The 17470-nt window shown below is 62.1% G+C and carries 16 protein-coding genes; 6 read left to right on the plus strand and 10 right to left on the minus strand.

Annotated features, from left to right (window positions below):
* The first annotated feature begins 105 nt into the window (after nucleotides 1-105).
* The 3 genes from QUV11_RS14005 to QUV11_RS14015 are packed head-to-tail and all read left to right on the plus strand — an operon-like array spanning nucleotide 106 to nucleotide 2571.
* Nucleotides 106-867, plus strand: a complete 762-nt coding sequence (locus tag QUV11_RS14005; RefSeq protein ID WP_300883512.1) for an enoyl-CoA hydratase-related protein — start codon at nucleotides 106-108, stop codon at nucleotides 865-867.
* 4 nt (nucleotides 868-871) lie between these two features.
* Complete coding sequence (locus QUV11_RS14010) at nucleotides 872-1780, plus strand: VOC family protein (protein ID WP_300883513.1); 909 nt, start codon at nucleotides 872-874, stop codon at nucleotides 1778-1780.
* Complete coding sequence (locus QUV11_RS14015; RefSeq protein ID WP_300883514.1) at nucleotides 1780-2571, plus strand: aspartate/glutamate racemase family protein; 792 nt, start codon at nucleotides 1780-1782, stop codon at nucleotides 2569-2571. The genes QUV11_RS14010 and QUV11_RS14015 overlap by 1 nt, the downstream gene beginning before the upstream one ends.
* A 295-nt stretch (nucleotides 2572-2866) precedes the next feature.
* Here the strand turns inward: QUV11_RS14015 and QUV11_RS14020 are convergent, their stop codons facing one another.
* Together QUV11_RS14020 and QUV11_RS14025 are read right to left on the minus strand one after the other, a co-directional pair.
* Nucleotides 2867-3856, minus strand: a complete 990-nt coding sequence (locus QUV11_RS14020; RefSeq protein WP_300883515.1) for a quinone oxidoreductase — start codon at nucleotides 3854-3856, stop codon at nucleotides 2867-2869.
* Complete coding sequence (locus QUV11_RS14025) at nucleotides 3853-4614, minus strand: hypothetical protein (protein ID WP_300883516.1); 762 nt, start codon at nucleotides 4612-4614, stop codon at nucleotides 3853-3855. Before QUV11_RS14025 ends, QUV11_RS14020 begins: the two co-directional genes overlap by 4 nt.
* A 128-nt stretch (nucleotides 4615-4742) precedes the next feature.
* Here QUV11_RS14025 and QUV11_RS14030 point away from each other — a divergent pair, with 128 nt between their 5' ends.
* On the plus strand, nucleotides 4743-5519 hold the full coding sequence (locus QUV11_RS14030; protein WP_300883517.1) for a hypothetical protein: 777 nt from the start codon (nucleotides 4743-4745) through the stop codon (nucleotides 5517-5519).
* A 39-nt stretch (nucleotides 5520-5558) separates the two neighbouring features.
* On the opposite strand, the gene glmS is transcribed toward QUV11_RS14030, so the two are convergent.
* On the minus strand, nucleotides 5559-7382 hold the full coding sequence (gene glmS, locus QUV11_RS14035; RefSeq protein WP_300883518.1) for a glutamine--fructose-6-phosphate transaminase (isomerizing): 1824 nt from the start codon (nucleotides 7380-7382) through the stop codon (nucleotides 5559-5561).
* A gap of 372 nt (nucleotides 7383-7754) precedes the next feature.
* Between glmS and QUV11_RS14040 the strand changes: the two genes are divergently transcribed.
* Entirely contained in the window at nucleotides 7755-8579 is an 825-nt protein-coding gene (locus QUV11_RS14040) for a class I mannose-6-phosphate isomerase (RefSeq protein WP_300883519.1), read from the plus strand.
* Nucleotides 8580-8596: 17 nt separating this feature from the next.
* Nucleotides 8597-9661 carry a mannose-1-phosphate guanylyltransferase/mannose-6-phosphate isomerase gene (locus tag QUV11_RS14045; protein WP_300883520.1) on the plus strand — a complete coding sequence of 355 codons (1065 nt, stop codon included), beginning with the start codon at nucleotides 8597-8599 and terminating at the stop codon, nucleotides 9659-9661.
* 133 nt (nucleotides 9662-9794) lie between these two features.
* On the opposite strand, the gene QUV11_RS14050 is transcribed toward QUV11_RS14045, so the two are convergent.
* The 7 genes from QUV11_RS14050 to QUV11_RS14080 form a co-directional block, all read right to left on the minus strand.
* Nucleotides 9795-10850, minus strand: a complete 1056-nt coding sequence (locus QUV11_RS14050; protein WP_300883521.1) for a glycosyltransferase family 1 protein — start codon at nucleotides 10848-10850, stop codon at nucleotides 9795-9797.
* A 4-nt stretch (nucleotides 10851-10854) separates the two neighbouring features.
* Nucleotides 10855-12183 (minus strand): hypothetical protein, encoded by a 1329-nt coding sequence (locus QUV11_RS14055; RefSeq protein WP_300883522.1) that lies wholly within the window; start codon nucleotides 12181-12183, stop codon nucleotides 10855-10857.
* A gap of 369 nt (nucleotides 12184-12552) precedes the next feature.
* Nucleotides 12553-13347 carry a class I SAM-dependent methyltransferase gene (locus QUV11_RS14060; RefSeq protein WP_300883523.1) on the minus strand — a complete coding sequence of 265 codons (795 nt, stop codon included), beginning with the start codon at nucleotides 13345-13347 and terminating at the stop codon, nucleotides 12553-12555.
* 69 nt (nucleotides 13348-13416) lie between these two features.
* The gene (locus tag QUV11_RS14065) at nucleotides 13417-14667 is read right to left on the minus strand and encodes a hypothetical protein (RefSeq protein ID WP_300883524.1); all 1251 of its coding nucleotides are present in this window, start codon (nucleotides 14665-14667) and stop codon (nucleotides 13417-13419) included.
* Nucleotides 14664-15515: a hypothetical protein gene (locus QUV11_RS14070; protein ID WP_300883525.1), complete on the minus strand. Its 852-nt coding sequence runs from the start codon at nucleotides 15513-15515 to the stop codon at nucleotides 14664-14666. The genes QUV11_RS14065 and QUV11_RS14070 overlap by 4 nt, the downstream gene beginning before the upstream one ends.
* A complete protein-coding gene (locus tag QUV11_RS14075) occupies nucleotides 15512-16432 on the minus strand; it encodes a hypothetical protein (protein WP_300883526.1) in 921 nt (306 codons plus the stop codon). Before QUV11_RS14075 ends, QUV11_RS14070 begins: the two co-directional genes overlap by 4 nt.
* Complete coding sequence (locus QUV11_RS14080) at nucleotides 16432-17436, minus strand: GDP-mannose 4,6-dehydratase (RefSeq protein WP_300883527.1); 1005 nt, start codon at nucleotides 17434-17436, stop codon at nucleotides 16432-16434. The genes QUV11_RS14075 and QUV11_RS14080 overlap by 1 nt, the downstream gene beginning before the upstream one ends.
* Between the last annotated feature and the right edge of the window lie 34 nt (nucleotides 17437-17470).

Raw genomic sequence — 17470 nt, forward strand, 5'->3', positions numbered from 1 at the left:
CAGCGGGTGGTGGAGGGGCAGCGGGATGGCACAGCGCCCGGACGCTCCCCCTCCACCCCGGCGCTTCGCGTCGCGGTCCCCCTCCCCGTTCCGGGGAGGATTTTAATGTCGCTCTCCCTCACCCTCGATAACCGCATCGCGCATCTGATCATCGACCGGCCCGACAAGCGCAACGCGTTCACGCAAAGCATGTGGGAGGCGCTGCCACCGCTGATCGAGCAGGCGATGATCAATCCGCAAGTTCGCGTGATGATCCTGCGCGCGAGCAGGCCCGGCGCATTCAGCGCAGGCGCGGACATCGCCGAGTTCGGATCGGGCGCGCCAGATCCGCAATGGCGTATCCGCAACCAGGCCGCGATCCGCCGCGCGATGGAGACGCTTGCGCGCGCGCCCAAGCCGGTGATCGCGCAGATCGAGGGCGATTGCATCGGCGGTGGCTGCGGGCTGTCGCTGGCCTGCGATTTCCGGATCGCCACGCCCTCGGCGCGGTTCGGCATCACGCCTGCCAAGCTCGGCCTTGTCTATTCGCTGCACGATACCAAGCTGCTGGTCGATCTGGTGGGGCCCTCCGCCGCCAAGCGCATCCTGTTCACCGCGCAGCTGATCGGCGCGGATGAAGCGCTGCGCATCGGGCTGATCGACGAGCGCGCCGAGGATGCAGGCAGCGCCGCGCACGCACTGGCGGTTCACATCGCCGGCGTTTCGCCGCATAGTGTGCGCGCCAGCAAGGCGATGATCGGCCGTATCCTCCACGGCCAGGCGGAGGACGACGCCGAGACGCTGGCCCAGTTCGCCGACGCGTTCGACGGCCCCGATTTCGCCGAGGGGGTCGCAGCATTCCTCGGCAAGCGCACGGCGGAGTTCTGATTCCATGACCCGGCATATCAAGCATGGCAGCATATTGGGCGGCGTTGTCGTCACCCCCGATCTGGACGCGGCACTGGCCGACTATCAGGGGCGGCTGGGGCTCGACCTGGTCGAGAACGGCCCGCTGGCGCCCGATCTCGCCGCGAGCTGGGGCTGTCCTGCAAGCGCGGGTGCGCCTTACGCGATGCTGCGCCCGCAAAGCGGCGCGCACTGCTTCATCCGGCTGGTCGAGCAGCCTGATCACGCCGATTTCCGGCCGACCCGAACCTATGGCTGGGCCGCCTATGAGCTGACCGTGAAGGATGTGTTCGGCTGGCCCGAACGGCTCGAGGGCAGCGGCTTTCGCGTCATCGGCCCGCCCAAGGAAATCGCGGGGCTGCCCTATTTCATTCCCATGCAGGTGTTGGGGCGCGGCGACGAGATGATCTATCTCAACGAGGTGGCGATGGATACGCCCTCGTCGGACCTGCCCAAGGCGCACAGCCTCACCGACCAGATCTTCATCGTCATCCTGGCTGCAAAGGACCGGATGGCCTCGGTCGACTGGTACCGCCATGCGCTGCGGCTCGACGAAGGCGACAGCTACACGCTGGACTATTCGATGATCAACACCGCCTTCGGCAAACCGGCGGGCACCCAGACCGTCATCACCATGGTGCAGAACGAGCGGCTGCCGATCCTGGAGATCGACGATTATCCGCCCGAGGCGACGGTGCGTCCGGCGCATCCGGACATGCTGCCGCCGGGCAATGCGCTGGTGACGCTGGCGGTCGAGCGCTTCGAGGACCTCGACGTCGAATTCGTGACGCCGCCGGTGCTGCGCCATGGTGACCTGTATATGGGCAACATGGCCGCGGCGGTGCGTGGGCCTTCAGGCGAGCTGGTCGAGCTGGTCGAGACCGGGCTGTCCTGATGCGGATCGGGCTGATCGGCACGACTATCAATCCACTGGCTCGCGCCGGCCCAGCGCCCGAATTGGCCACGCTGTTCCCCGATGCCGAGCTGATCGCTTTTCCCTCGCGCGTTCCCGCCTTCCCCTACACCCCGCTTGAACAGGCGATGCAGGCGCTGGGCCATGCCGAGGCGGCATTGAGCGCGGCCGAACAAGGCTGCACTGCGGTGGTGATCGACAGCGTCGGCGATTATGGCCTGGCCGCGATGCGCGCGATGCTGGCCATCCCGGCGATCGGATCGGGCGAGGCAGGGCTGGCCGAAGCCGCGCGCGATGGTCGCCGCTTCGGGATCGTCACGGTGTGGCCCGAATCGATGAACTTCATCCTGGCCGAACGGTTGCAGGCATGCGGCGTGCACGATGGCTGCGTCGGCATCGTCAACGTCGGCGAGGAGGCCGACACCCAATCGCTGGCCGGGCCGGAGGGATATCTGGCGCAGGTGCGCGAGGGCCGCGCGGCGGTGGTCGCCAGGGTGCTGGCAGCGGTGGCCGATCTGGCAGCGCAGGGCGCCGAGGCGGTGATACTGGGCTGCACCTGCATGTCGGGCATGGCTGATACGATCGCCAATGCCGCTGCCGTGCCTATCATCAACCCGCTGGCAGCAGGGGTCCGCGCCGCGCACGCCGCACCGCGGCTGTCCGCCGCACCGACGCTGCGCGAAGGCCGCGCCGAGCTGCTGCGCGCGATGGTGGATGCGGTGGCGGGCGAACCCGCCGAAGACTGCCCGGTGTGCATCGCTTCGGCGGTGTAGCGCTTGACCGCCGACAACGCGCGAGGCCTTCGACAGACTCAGGCTGAGCTGAAGCTGGTTCATCGACCCTCCCCGCTCCCCTGCGAAGGCAGGGGCCCATCTCCTGCCCTAGCCGCATCAAACAATTTCGGATTGAGTCAGCTACACATTGGCAGCAACCAGACCCAATCCTCCCCTGCAAGGGGAGGTGGCTGCGCACAGCGCAGACGGAGGGGTGTCCCCTACAGCGAGAGGGTGACACCCCTCCACCTTCCGCTGCGCGGACGGTCCCCCTCCCCTTGCAGGCGAGGATTTCTCAACTCGCATACGGCAGCAGCAAGGTCGACCCGCTGGTGGCGCGTGATTCCAGATCGCGGTGCGCCTGGGCCGCCTGTTCGAGCGGATAGGTCTGGCCGATGGTGACCTTGACCTTGCCCGAGCCGATCATCTCCCACAACCGTGCTGCGCGGGCTGCGCGCTCGGCAGGATCAGTATAATAATCGAACAGCGTCGGGCGGGTGTTGAACAGCGAGCCCTTGGTGGCGAGCACGCCCAGGCTGATCCCGGTGACCGGCGCGCTGGCATTGCCATAGGACACGATCAGCCCGCGCTTGCCCGTGCTGTCGAGCGAGGCCTCCCAAGTGTCGAGCCCGACGCCGTCGAACACCACCCGCACGCCAGCGCCGTCGGTCAGTTCACGCACGCGTTTGGCGGTGTCCTCGCGGGTGTAGAACACGATATGGTCGGCGCCGGCCTCGCGCGCGAGCGCGGCCTTGGCCTCGCTGCTCACCGTGCCGATCACCATCGCGCCGACGGCCTTTAGCCATTGCACCAGCAGCAGGCCAACCCCTCCGGCAGCGGCATGGACCAGTACCGCCTGGCCTGGCTGAACCTTGGCGCAGCGCTCGACCAGAAACTCGGTGGTGCAGCCCTTGAGCAACGCAGCAGCAGCGACCTCGTCCGAGATATCGTCGGGGAGCTTGAATAGGCTGGCGGCGGCGACGTTGCGGAGGTCCGCATAGGCGCCACGCGCCGGGCCGAAAGTCGCGACCCGGTCGCCCACAGCCAGGCCCTCGACCCCTTCGCCCACCGCTTCGATCACGCCGGCCGCTTCCAGCCCGAGGCCACTGGGCAGATCGACCGGATAGATTCCGCGGCGATGATAGGTGTCGATGTAGTTGAGCCCGACCGCGGTCTGCCTAAGCGTCACCTCACCGAAGCCCGGCGCCCCCACATCGACGGTCTGCCATTCGATCACCTCGGGGCCGCCGGTGCTGGTGAAAATCGCGTGACGTGCCTGCATCATTCTGCTCCCTGCAAAGTACAACTGGCCTGCATCCAGCGCTGGTTGATTCCGACCCGCACCGCACCAGGATCGGCCCAGCCATAGGCGACCGCCCGGTCGGTGTCATCGGGGGTGAAGACATAGAGCACAAGGCTCGGCCGGTTGCGCGTCGGCTGCGGCCAGACCACATTGCGGATACGGATGATCGCTTCCGGCGCGCCGGTATCGCCACCGCCCAGCCGCAGACGCCCGCCCTGATCGTGCGTGAGCATGTTTGGCTCGAACAGCCAATCCTCGTTGTCGTCCGACTTCGGGCCGTCGGATTTTGGGCCATCGGTCTTGGGGGCATCGCGCTTGACCGTCAGCCAGCAGACGAACGGCCGCGCGCGGCGCAGCATGGTCTCGCGGCCATCGGGCAGCCGCAGCGTCATGCCCGCAGCATCGATCCGCAGCGGAATTGCTCGGCCATTGCAAGCTTTGTCCTGTGGCACGAGATGCATCGTACCCGCAGCGTGGGTGACGCCGAGCGAGCACGCTCCGATCCGCCAGCCGTCAGGCACGGCGGCCACCGGTTCGCTCGCCAGCACCGCGCCGAACCGGTCGATGGTCCGCCAGACCAGTCCGGTCGCCTCGCCCGGCTCGATCCGCACTCCGGTCCATGGCGGCGGGGTGCGCCCAGCTTCGCCATCGAAATAGACCTGCTCCTCGTTGGTGAAGATCCCGCTGGCCAGCGGCGCGGGGTGCGTCGCTGGTGCGCCCGGCGGGCTGATCAACAGCAATGGAAGGAGCGGTATCATCGCGCCATTACAGCGGCGGCGTGCATCAGCGTCAATCTAAATGTCCGGACAAATTGCGCGTGCCCGAAAATTTGCTAGGCTGGCCTGCAAGGCAAAGGGAGAACAGTCTGATGGTCCGGCTCGTCATGGCAATCGCTGCGCTGATGATGGCGTGCGTTCCCGCGCACGCGGCGTCTGAAAACAGCGCACGCAGCATTCTCGAGCGCGCGGTGGAGGCCGCCGGCGGCGAGGCCTGGCTCAACCCCACGACGCTGTATCTGGCGGGCAGCGCGGTTTTCTATGCCCCCGACAGCGCCGAACCGCGCGCCACCGCCGACGATTACCGGATGTGGCGCGCGATGAACCCCGACCGCACCACCGCACACGGCGCCGACGGCAAGGTCCGGATTACCGCCAAATCGGGCGGCAGGCTGATGTTCGAGGTCGGTTATGACGGGAGCACGACCTGGACCGAGCAAGGCGTGATGCCCAAGGACCAGGCCGATGCCTATTGGGCGAGCAATTTCGGCTTCGGCATTATCCGCGAGGCGCTTGGCGAGGGCTTCAGGCTAGAGCGCGCACCCGACCGCAACGTGGGCGGCCACCCCATCGCGCTGATCCGCGTCATATCCCCCGATGGCGGAGCCACGCTGTTCGGTATCGACACACAAAGCCACTACATCCGCTATATGGGTTTCACGACTCCGCGCGGCTTCCACGAACGCCATTATGACGATTTCATCACCCTGCCATCGGGCTGGGTCCAAGCGCGCGAGGTAACATTGTTCTACAACGGCGTGAAGGCCAACACCGTCTTCTGGCGCGAGGTGCGCGTGGGCGAACCGATCGCTCCCGCTCTGTTCGCACCGCAATCGGCGACGGTGGCGCAGGATTCAACGCCGCGCTGAGACCGTGGCACCTGCATGTCTGCGTGTTTGGTTTCGCTGCTATTCCACCGTCACCGACTTGGCGAGATTGCGCGGCTGGTCGACATCGGTGCCCTTGGCGACGGCGACATGATAGGCGAGCAACTGCACCGGCACCGCATACACCAGCGGCGCGATCAGCGGGTGGACGCGTGGCATCTCGATCGTCGCGAGACACCCCTCACCCGCCTCCTCGAGCCCTTCGGCATCCGAGATCAGCACCACCTTGCCGCCGCGCGCGCGCACCTCCTGCATGTTGCTCACCGTCTTTTCGAACAATGGCCCCGATGGCGCGATGACGATGATCGGCACCGCCTCGTCGATCAGCGCGATCGGACCGTGCTTCATCTCGCCTGCGGCATAGCCCTCGGCGTGGATGTAGCTGATTTCCTTGAGCTTGAGTGCGCCTTCGAGCGCCAGCGCATAGTCCGGCCCGCGGCCCAGATACAACACGTCGCGCGCCTGCGCGATGGTGTGCGCCATCGCCTCGATGTCGGCGTCATGGCCCAAAGCCTCGTTGATCGCGGCGGGCGCCTCGATCAGATGGCGCACGATCTCGGCCTCTTCGGCCTCGCTGAGCCTGCCCTTGGCGCGCGCCAGATTGACCGCCAGCGCCGCCATCACCGCCAGCTGGCAGGTGAACGCCTTGGTCGAGGCGACGCCGATCTCGGGCCCGGCATGCGTCGGCAGCAGCAGGTCGACCTCGCGCGCCATCGAGCTGGTCGGCACGTTGATGATCCCTGCGGTGGTCACCCCGCCCGCCTTCATGTGGCGCAAGGCCGCCAGCGTATCGGCGGTCTCGCCCGATTGCGAGACGACCACGCCCAGCATGTTCGGCGCCAGCACCGGGTCGCGGTAGCGGTATTCGGACGCGACATCGACCTCGACCGGAACGCGGACCAATTGCTCGATCCAGTATTTGCCGATCATCCCGACATAGGACGCGGTGCCGCAGGCGATGATTGTCACCCGGTCGATGGCGGACAGCTCGAAGTCCATCTGCGGCAGCGCCACCTTCTGCTCGACCGAACGGATATAGCTCTGCAGCGTCTGCGCCACCACCACGGGCTGCTCGAAAATCTCCTTCTGCATGAAGTGGCGGTGGTTGCCCTTGTCGATCAGCGCGCCGGTGACCCCCGACAGCGTCACCTCGCGCTCGACCGGTGCGTTGTCGGCGTCATAGATCTGCGCGCCCTCGCGGGTCAGCACCACCCAGTCGCCTTCTTCGAGATAGGCGATGCGCTGGGTCAGCGGCGCGAGCGCGAGCGCGTCGGACCCGAGATAGGTCTCGCCGTCACCATAGCCGAGCACCAAGGGCGAGCCCAATCGTGCGCCGATCAGCAGATCGGGATGCTGGCGAAACGCGATCGCGAGCGCGAACGCGCCGCGCAGCTGCGGCAGCACCGTTTTCACCGCGTCCTCAGGCGCGTCACCGGCCTCGACCCGCTCGCTGAGCAGATGCGCGACGACTTCCGAATCGGTCTCGCTCTCGAAGGTGCGACCGCGCGCGATCAGCGCATCGCGCAGGGACTTGAAGTTCTCGATGATGCCGTTGTGCACCAAAGCGACCTCGCCGGTGGCATGCGGGTGCGCGTTCGACGTGGTCGGCGCGCCGTGCGTCGCCCAGCGGGTGTGCGCGATGCCGACATGGCCGGGCGCGGGGTCCTTGGCGAGCACATCGACCAGATTGCGCAATTTGCCCTCGGCGCGCCGGCGCACCAGCTGCCCCTCGTGCACGGTGCACACCCCCGCCGAATCATAGCCGCGGTATTCCATCCGCTTCAGGCCATCGACCAGATCGCCCACGACATCGCGACGGGCCAGAATTCCAACGATACCGCACATGCAGGAGGGTGCCTTTCAAAGCTGGTAAGGAAGTTCCGATAGGGGGTGAGGAATGGTTCGACAATCCCGCATCAGGCGGCGCTTGCCAGGCCGGCAATTTCGCAGGCCTGGCGACCGCGGCCGCGATCAGGCTGATTTCAGGGGAGCGCCGACAATCGCCGCCAGCCCGATTGAGTTTGTCACATTTTGCCGCTAGTGGCACCGCCACGGTTCGCGCCCCACGATGCCCATGGCTAACATGCCTGACCTGTCCGGAAGACTTGCTCCCTTGCATTCTCCTTTTCCCTTGCCAACCGGCCAAGCCTCGCGTCGCGTGGTGCACCTCGTCGCGTCACGCTTGACGAAATCATCTGATCCATGGAAATGAATGCGATGGAATCCGGGAATTACGCAGAAAAGCTCGCCACGCGCAATGTGGCCAAGCCGTGGGGCAAGGCGCAACTGCCGCCGCCATTCCGCAATCCCGGCACAGACCGGATCGGCGAGATCTGGTTCGAGGCACAAGACGGACCTGCACTGCCGCTGATGGTCAAGTATCTGTTCACCAGCGAAAAGCTCTCCATCCAGGTGCATCCCAGCGATGCGCAGGCCAAGGCGATGGGGCTTCCCGGCGGCAAGGAGGAATGCTGGCTGGTGCTCGATGCCGAGCCGGGCGCGACGCTGGGCATCGGAACCTCGCGCGCACTGTCGAGCTCCGCGCTTGACGCCGCCGCTTTGGACGGCAGCATCGAAGCGCTGATCGACTGGAAGCCGGTGCAGCGCGGCGATTTCTTCTACATTCCCGCAGGCACCGTGCACGCCATCGGTGCGGGCGTCAGCCTGATCGAGATCCAGCAGAACGCCGACATCACCTATCGGCTGTATGACTATGGCCGCCCGCGCGAACTGCATCTGGAAGACGGTGTCGCGGTCGCAAAGGCGGCGCCTTACAGCCACCCCCTGCAAAAGCGGGTCGATTTCGGGGCAGACCAGACGCTGGTCGATGGCCCGCTGTTCACGGTGCGGCTGACCGGCAATCCCCAGGACACCCTGACCGGCAGCGGCCCGCTGATCGTGGTCCCCGTCGAAGGCCAGGTCACCACCAAGGTCGGTGACACCGTCCTGACCGTGGCAGCAGGCGAGTGCCTCGCCATCGATCCCCACGCCCCCTTCGAGGCGAGCAGCGGCGCACGCCTGCTTCTCGCCCGCGCGCGCTAGGAACGGCATTGATACGCATGACCAAGATCACTCCTGTCATTCTGTCCGGCGGGTCGGGCACCCGGCTGTGGCCGCTTTCGGTCGCCGACCGGCCCAAGCAGTTTCTCGCGCTGGCATCGGACAGGTCGATGTTTGCCGAAACGCTGGCGCGCGCCTGCGATGCCTCGCGGTTCGGCCCGGCGCTGATCATCGGCGCCGAGCGGCATGATGCGCTGATGGAAACCGAGCTGGGCGATGCCGCCTTCGCCGATGCGCGGATCATCCTCGAGCCCAGCGCGCGCAACACCGCGCCGGCGATCGCGCTGGCCGCGATCGCAGCAGGCAGCGGCGATGCCGTGATGCTGGTGATGCCCAGCGATCATGTGATCGCCGACCTCCCCGCCTTTCTTGGCGCCATCGACACCGCCTTGCCCGCCGCGCAGGAAGGCTGGCTGGTGACCTTCGGCATCAACCCCACCGGGCCCGAGACCGGTTTTGGCTATATCCACATGGCAGAGCCGCTGGCGGACACGCCCGATGTCCGCAAGGTTGCGCGCTTCATCGAAAAGCCGCCGCGCGACAAGGCCGAGGCGATGCTGGCACAGGGCGACCACGCGTGGAACGCCGGCATCTTCCTGATGCGCGCCGACCGCTATCTGGAAGAGCTGGCAGCGCATGCGCCCGACATGCACCGCGCCGCGCACAGCGCGCTCGACGGCGTCGATCTGGCAGCCCGGCGGATCCGGCCGCAGCCCGAGCGGTTCGCGGCCTGCCCATCCGATTCGATCGACTATGCGGTGATGGAGCGCGCCACCCGTGTCGGCATCGTTCCGGTCTCCTGCGGCTGGTCCGATGTCGGCAGCTGGGATGCGCTGGCCGAGATCGGCGCGCCCGATGCCGATGGCAACACCGTGTCGGGCGAAGTCATCGCGCTCGACAGCCGCAACAACCACATCCACGCCGATGGCATCACCGTCACGACATCTGGCATCCACGATCTCATCATCATCGCCAACAGCTCGCACGTCATGATCGTGCCCAAGGGCCGTTCGCAGGACGTCAAGGCCATCGCCGAGGCACTGAAAGCCCGGGACAAGAGCTGACCGAACGCGGAGAGACGTTGCCACGCGCCTGCTGATTGGGCGACAGGCCCAAAGCATGTCGGCACAATACGCGTCAAAGGGGGCGTGCTCAAACAGAGACGCGTGTCTCGGAACCCGTCAGCGCTGCCGGCTTTTAGGTGGAGAGTTGACGATACACCGCCTCTGTTTCAGCAAAGCAGCGTTGCCAGCTGAATTGCTCTGCATTGGCAAGGCTTTTGCTGCGAATGTCGCCATTGAAAGCGCTGTCAAAAAGCGCTTCGAGCTGCGCCGCATAAGCGGCGCCGTCCTGCCGCTCTGCATAGAGCGCCGCACTGCCGCCCACCTCTGGAATGGACGACACCCGGGAACACACGACCGGCGCGCCGCAGGCCATCGCCTCCAGGACCGGCAGGCCGAAGCCCTCATAATCCGATGGATACAGCAACGCGAAACACTGCGCGTAAATCAGCCGCAACGCATCGTTGTGCACCCCGTCGCGATAGCTCCACCGCCCCGGCAGGGTCGTATTCAGTCTGAGCTCTTCGTCCGGCGTGAGCGGCGGCCCGACAATGAGCAGCGCCAGATCTGGAAGTCCCCTGAGCGCATCGATCGCCAGCGCAAACTGCTTGTAGCCAGCGCGCTGCCCGACGAACAGGACCTGCCGTGCCAGCGTCTGGTCGCGCGGAGCGCCTTGTTCCAGCGGCCGAAAGACCTGCGCATCATGGGCCAGGTGAGTCACGATAACCCGCGACGGGTCGATCCTGGGATAACGGGCCAGCAGATCATCGCGTGTGCTGTGCGAAATCGACAAGATCGCATCCGCACGGTGGAGTGCGCGGCTTTTCTGCACGCCATGGACGTGCCGGGCCAGGCCCGTGCGATAGCGCTCATAGATGAAATCATAGACCGTCATCACACTGGCGGTGCGCGCCGAGGCAGGCGCGCGGTAATAGGAGCTGTGCTGGATCGTGCAGGCCGTCGGCGCCGCACGCAGATAGCGCGCGATCGCGGTTTTGCGGCGATCGTGCACCACGGGCAGGCGCGCCAGCTCTGGAGCCAGATCCAGCCCGGAGATCACCGGATCGGGGAGGACCACCTCGCAGTCATGTCCGAAATCGCTGCCCCAATGCATCAGCAACTGATGCCAATAGGTGCTGATCCCGCCAAAGCGCTGCAGACCGAAGATGATGCTGTCGAGTGAGACGGCCATGCGATCAGGCCACCGCCTGGCGAGGTCGCGGCACGACATAGCTCCACAGCGCGATCACGGCCAACAGCAGCAACGCGATCAGCGCGAGCGAGCCGGAGATGTTGCGGAACGAAATCAGCAAATTGGCGCACATGGTGATCCAGAAGGCCATCATCGCCGACTGCGACGGTATCCAGGACGAAACCGAACGGATTGCCACGCCAAACGCCAGAATGAAGGCCGCAAAGACCACGGGCCCCGCAACCCCGAACAGCATGTCGAAATCGCCCACCAGGCCGGGGAAGACGTTGCCCTGACCGGAGAGCAGATTGATGTTCGCGCGCAACTGGTTGAACGAGATCAGGTGATCGGGAATTTCCTTGTCGAATCCCAGAAACCGCGGAAGGATGAAGGAGAACGGGGTCTGCAGAAAATTGTAGACTTCGCGGCCGACGTCATGCGGGGCGTAGTTCATCATATAGGTCTTGATGAAAACAAGCTCGCGAAACATGTCGTTGTTGTTGAACAGGGTATTCGAGATGAAATCGCCTTCTTCGTTCCGAAAGACGGTGAAGCGCGCGACGATGCCCGTCGAGGCGAGCCCGACCACCCCACCCAGAAAGGTCAGATAGATATAGCGCAGCCCGCTCTTCTTTGGGCCGCCCCCGTTTTCCTCGGCGGGCCGGAACAGGAATCCGGCCATCACGGCAAAGATGCCCAGCACGAGGATCGAGCGGGTGCCGGAACCCAGGAAGCTCAACACCAGCGCAAACGACACCAGCGCCCCGTGAAACGACAGCAGCTTCGACCGGTTGACCGCAAAGGCGATCAGAAAGACCGAGATCGCAATGTTCACGATATCCCAGAGCGCCAGCAACGACTGCGTGGCACCCTCCGAAATGTTGTAATAGGTCAGGAACTCGCGTGATGTCGAACGGCCTGCGAGAATATCGAGCAACACGCCCGAACCTTCGGTTGCAAAGCGTACGACGAATACACCGAATGTCGACGCCACGATTGACCAGGCCATCACACCGACTGAAAGCTCGATGCTTTGCTTTTTGAGCGGCCTCGTCAACAGCGGCCTAGCCAGGATGATAGTAACCACCGTGAGGAAATGGTAAAGCAAAACTACCCATGCGGCATCCGCGACGATATCGTCACGAATCGTAAATGAACTGAGGAGACTTCGTGGAGGAAAGTTGACCACCTGAATCGATGGCATCCAATACCAAAAGAAAAACCCAAGATTTGCGGTAAGAAACAGCATTGCCTGAAAGCTCTTCGCTTCAGTCAACCGAACGCCCAAGGCGACCAATAAAATCGCTAGTACAAGTGGTAAATTATCTAACAAAGCCGATTGCCATCGTAATGATTAGTTTTCTTTGAAACATTCTTTTAGGAAACATCAGGTTTTGCAAATGCACAGATCTGAAACGCATATGGCGTGGGTCGCAATACAGCCTGAACCGTCCGCCTGATAAATTCATGACCTGACATTTCGTGCACATACGGAACCACGCCTGTAACTTTCAGCGGGGAACATCCATTGTCTTTGAACACGCGCGCAAGCGAGTCAGGAGTGTAATAAAACACATGCTCCCATGGGAGATATTCCGTTTCGCTGCTCTGAGAACAGAAATTCGACGTCTGGGTTTCCGCAAAGCTTGCAGGTTAGGTCAACAGCCACAGAACACTCCATCAATATTTCAGCCTCTAAAATTTACGGCTTTTCAAAGTAAACTATAGGGTCTCGAAAATTCAGGTTGATGTCGTCCACGATTACGCGCCAACCAACGGCCTCAAGGTGCTCGGCAGTCTGCTTGATGTTTCCATGGTAAAAGCGCCCTGGCTTTTCTGTGTGATCGTCCTTCTCGAGAAAGAACGGCTGCCTCTTTATGCGAGCCAGCATCCGCGCGACATTGAAGCGAAGGGTGGTCGAAAGGCCATGAGCATTTACCGGCACGGTCCGAAGCTTCGAAAGATTCGAAAACGCGTGATTGAATTTATCGAAGTCAGCAAACATGATGACACCCTTGGCGCCCGACTTTGCCTTCTTGAACAAGTTTTCCTGATAAGCTCTCTGGATATCCACCGGGATATGACAGAATGCGCCGAACGAAAATATGAAATCAAAATGATCATCAGGCGCTTGCGTCAGCGAGGCGTCGCTAACTTCAAAATAATTGATCTTGGATTTGTTTCCTGGACCAACATATTCCCAAAAATTATTGTGCTCGGCACTCAATGCATCGAAACACCAAATTTCCTTGGCATTCAACATTGACTTGGTCCAAGCTCCACGCCCAGGACCAATTTCCAGTACTTTAGTTTCACTATTGACATTGGGACGAACCAACGCCTGATACACCGCGTGGTTTACCGAAATGAGCGAGAGGTCACCATATTCTCTTGCCAGGACCGGATCGAGAGGATCTCCACCGTAATAGCCGCCCTGCCAAATCTTTTGAAAAGTTGACCGGTGACGGGAAAAATCGGTTGAAACGCGCTGGTTCATTTTTGGTAGCCTCCAAAAGCCGCTATGCGTCTAGCAGAAAAAGAGCCGCTGCAAAGTAGCTTTCGGCAGTCAGGCGGCCCGGTTCACCTGAGTTTCCGCGTACCGGTCCAAACCTCTCGCCCGCGCCGCAACATAAGCGTATTCGAGCAGCCAGATCAGTATGAACATGATCGCCACCGCATATCCGCCAAGCAGGTCGTTTAGCAGCAGACCGGCCGCAAACAGGAATTTCAACGCGATGCGCACGAGCAGGAACGTCACGCTGATGCGCCCGCCCTGGAAGACGAAACGCGACCACCGGCTCCCCGCGACCCCGCCATCGCCGATCACGATGATGAAAAATATCCACCAGTTGCCGGCTACCGAAGGCGGGATGTAGGTGCGAATGAACTCAATGTCGCGCAGTATCAAGATCAGCGCGGATCCAAGCACAGCCACGCCCAAACCAATGACGTTACCCAGAAACAGGGTTTTTTGCATATAATTGCGGGCGTTGGTCACCGACCGGGTCACCAGCCTCCGGTACATCTCGGCAAAATAAGGCTCCATGACGATGGAGATGCCATTGCCGATGCGGCGGGCGAAGAAATAGACCACGAAGATCGCCGGATTGACCAGCAGACCGACGAACACCTTGTCGATGTTCTCGCAGAACCCCGACCCCATATCGTACAGCCAGTTGTGCGCGACGGACCGCGCGGCCGCCTTGATGTTTGCAACCCTGATCCGGGAGATCCTGGGCAGGATGCGCGGCAGGTTGATGACCAGGAAGCGCAAGGCTTCGGGCACCAGGAAATAGAGCAGGACAAACCAAGCGGCGGGCTGCAGTCCCGCCATGGGCTGCACCACATCAAGCGCACTGAGCGTAAGCAGCACCAGACGCGTCGCCGTGGGCAGAAGCATCCAGGCAGCCAGCGAGAACCAGTCATGCCGCGCCCGGAAGAAGCCCTGATGCGAGGTCATCGCGGACAGGCCCAGCGCACAGTAGAAGAACAGCGCCTCCATGCGATGCTCGACGACCAGCGCCAGAGGCAGGCAAGCGAACCCCAGCAGCACGACCAGGCCGGACAGATAGCAGATGACCTCGAGCACCACCGCCGCCCAATAGCGCTGTTCCAGCTCGTCGTTGTTTACACCGCTCAGCACATACAGCCAGCATTGCGGCACCATGACCATCTGCGCCATGGCAATGACGGCCTGCACCAGTGCGAGCCTCGCCAGGGCCGGATCGCCGTAGAAATACGCGAAAAAGCCGAAGAACACGAGCGAGCCCACGGCGTTGAACGCGCCGCATATCGTCGGAATTGCAAAGACCTTCATCGCAGGCGCGACATTGCCTGCCGCGCAATCCTTCCCCCAGCGATATAGGCCGAGCCCTGCCAGAGCTTGACCCGGTTGCCGGTCAGCAGAGGCATCGCTGCCAGTTTATAGCGGCCCTGGAGATGGAGCGCGAGCGGCTCCACGGTTTTCCCGTCAATCGTGCGCAAGCGAACGCCATCGGCCCCCAACAGCATTTTCTTCCGGCCAAAGCTCGTTTCAAAGCGGGCGTTGGCGCAATCCGTGCTGGACACATTGTGGTCAATATAGCGAGCGCCAAACAGCTGATTGGAATTGGTGAACGCAATTTTGCGGTCCTGGACCCAGAGGTACAGCAGGGTCATGTCGGACACCGAGGCACGGCTGGTTTTCTGGCAGCGGTGCGTATAGATTTCCCGCAGGCGCTCAACATTGCCCACATATTGCTCGATCATAAAGTCGCAGAAGTCATCCAGCAGCGCTCTCGTCCAGAACGAGAAATGCGGACTGATGTCCTCCTCGGAAACACCGTCGGCAATGCCAATGCTGCCGACAAAGCCATCCGGGTTTGCCGTCAACTCGGCTGGAATGCTCTCAGGAGCGCACTGGATGAACAGATCGCTGTCAGCCATGATGGCCCGCTCACCCAGCGAGAGCAGCGACCGCATCGCAAAGTACCGATGGAAGCAGGCGAGCTCGAAGCCTTCCGGATTGACCGAAAGATGCTGATAGACCTCGCGAAACCGCATGAAATCGGCGTCATTCGCATCCGGCGCCTGCAGCACCACCTTGAAACCGTTGCGCTCCGCCGTCTGGCGGAACACGTCGACAAACGGGGCGGAGCGGTTCTCGAAGCAATAGAGCGTGTTCACCAATAAGCTCCGCCGGCAATTTCCATCTTCTGAAACCCTTGCGGTTTCTCGTCGTCACCCGGCCGCGTCCAGTGCTCGTTAACCAGTGCCCTGTATTGCCGATCATTCAACCATCGATTTCCGATAATACCGAACAGTAACTGGGTCGCCCCCCCCAACATCAACGCGGTCGCTCCCAGAGATTTTGCATGAGCGGCAAGCGGCAAGCCGTAAGCACCGGCTCCGACGATACAAACATCAGGCTTTGATTCCGTAATTAGGTCTTCCATCTTTTCAAGGTTAGAAAACCAGTCTTGTCCCCGAGTAGAAGCATCGGCTTGGGTCTGCGGCGCCTGAACCAGAGTCAACGTGCAATCGGGTAGGGTCGGGCGATCAAACAACGCCTCGCGCTTAGGAAACTGCTTGGCAATTGTCGATGTGAAGGGATGAATGACCGTAACCCGCTTACCAGCCATAGCTAAGGGCCAGCGGTTGACTGTGAAAAATGGATCTAAATCCACTAGCCGACAAATTTGCGCAGACCTCTTATAAATAAATCGGTCAAATTTGGACCAAGCAGCATATATATCAATTTGTTCAATAGACCGCATGTATAATTCTGCAAATCTGTCAAGTGATGAATCGTCGATCGGGAAAAATCCCGCACCCGTTTTCATCTGAATTTTGATTATTTCAGTGTATGGCCGAGGATTAATTTTGCAAAGCCGGTTGTATTTATACTGGCTTAGGGCATCACCTTCGTTTGAACCAACTCGAGCAATCATCTGGGCACCATTTTTGATTGCCGTAGCAATCGCTATCTGCGTCTCTTCATGGGAAAGTGTTGGCAATGGAACGCCGCGCAACGCGTAATTTACATAAGGGACTTTCAGTATGACGCTCGCCTTGCCCTTGGCCCATCGCAGTGCGCTTGTCATCACTTGTCCCCGAGGCTCAAAATGGCGGTGTATTCCGCGCACAGCTTGTCGATCAGGCTCTTGCCGCGATAGACGGGCTCCCAGCCCAGATCTTCGCGTGCCTTGCTGGCGTCGCCACAGCTGTATGGCAGCTCGTTGGGCCGCGCCAGGGCTGACGAGTGCTGGACATAGGCTTTCCAGTCAAGGTCGAAATAGGCAAAGACATAGGCAACGAAGTCGCGCAGTTGCATGGCTTCGCCCGTGGCGATGACATAGTCGCCCGGCTGGTCGTGCTGGACCATCCGAAACATCGCATCCACATAGTCTTCGGCCCAACCCCAGTCCCGCCAGATGCTGAGATCACCCAGGGTCAGGTGTCCGGCTTGGTTGCGGGAGATGGCATAAGCGGTTTCCACCACCTTGCGGGTCACGAAGTTCGGGCCGCGAAACGGCGATTCATGGTTGAACAGAATGCCGGTCACGGCAAACAGTCCGAAAGATTCGCGATAGGTCGATACGACCCAATAGGCGCTGGACTTGGCCGCTCCATAGGGGCTGCGTGGCGAAAATCGGCTGGTTTCGGTGAACGGTTCGCCGACCACGCCACCAAACATCTCACTCGACCCGGCATTGTAGAAGCGGACATGCGGAAAGTTCAGGCGCAGCTCTTCCAACATCACGATGGTGCTGGTGACGATGCTGTTGAAGGTGCTGGCGGGCTCGGCAAAGGAAACCCCGACCGAGCTCTGTCCCGAAAGATTGTAGATCTCGTCCGGCTGGAAGCGTGCGATCAAGGCATGCACGGCCGCTGGATCGCACGGATCGAGCGCGCACAGTTCCACCGAATTGCGCAGGCCGAAATAGTCGAGCGAAAGAAAGGCGCCGCCCTCGACCGAGCGGGAGGTTCCAATCACGCGATACCCATGCATCAGCAGCTTGCGCGCAAGATAGCCGCCGTCTTGCCCGGAGATGCCAACGATCACTGCGGTTCGGGATGGCAGGTCGTGACCGCCTTCAGAAATCACGGGGCTGCCCTGCACCGAAAGATGCGCTGATCCG

Source organism: Blastomonas sp. (genome assembly GCF_030373265.1).
Lineage (GTDB): Bacteria > Pseudomonadota > Alphaproteobacteria > Sphingomonadales > Sphingomonadaceae > Blastomonas.

Excerpts from the sequence above, each read along its gene's own strand:
- QUV11_RS14005 (WP_300883512.1), top strand. The coding sequence starts at position 106 with ATGTCGCTCTCCCTCACCCTCGATAACCGCATCGCGCATCTGATCATC.
- QUV11_RS14030 (WP_300883517.1), top strand. The coding sequence starts at position 4,743 with ATGGTCCGGCTCGTCATGGCAATCGCTGCGCTGATGATGGCGTGCGTT.
- QUV11_RS14020 (WP_300883515.1), bottom strand. The coding sequence starts at position 3,856 with ATGATGCAGGCACGTCACGCGATTTTCACCAGCACCGGCGGCCCCGAG.
- QUV11_RS14065 (WP_300883524.1), bottom strand. The coding sequence starts at position 14,667 with ATGAAGGTCTTTGCAATTCCGACGATATGCGGCGCGTTCAACGCCGTG.
- glmS (WP_300883518.1), bottom strand. The coding sequence starts at position 7,382 with ATGTGCGGTATCGTTGGAATTCTGGCCCGTCGCGATGTCGTGGGCGAT.
- QUV11_RS14060 (WP_300883523.1), bottom strand. The coding sequence starts at position 13,347 with ATGAACCAGCGCGTTTCAACCGATTTTTCCCGTCACCGGTCAACTTTT.
- QUV11_RS14010 (WP_300883513.1), top strand. The coding sequence starts at position 872 with ATGACCCGGCATATCAAGCATGGCAGCATATTGGGCGGCGTTGTCGTC.
- QUV11_RS14015 (WP_300883514.1), top strand. The coding sequence starts at position 1,780 with ATGCGGATCGGGCTGATCGGCACGACTATCAATCCACTGGCTCGCGCC.
- QUV11_RS14045 (WP_300883520.1), top strand. The coding sequence starts at position 8,597 with ATGACCAAGATCACTCCTGTCATTCTGTCCGGCGGGTCGGGCACCCGG.
- QUV11_RS14040 (WP_300883519.1), top strand. The coding sequence starts at position 7,755 with ATGGAATCCGGGAATTACGCAGAAAAGCTCGCCACGCGCAATGTGGCC.
- QUV11_RS14075 (WP_300883526.1), bottom strand. The coding sequence starts at position 16,432 with ATGACAAGCGCACTGCGATGGGCCAAGGGCAAGGCGAGCGTCATACTG.
- QUV11_RS14050 (WP_300883521.1), bottom strand. The coding sequence starts at position 10,850 with ATGGCCGTCTCACTCGACAGCATCATCTTCGGTCTGCAGCGCTTTGGC.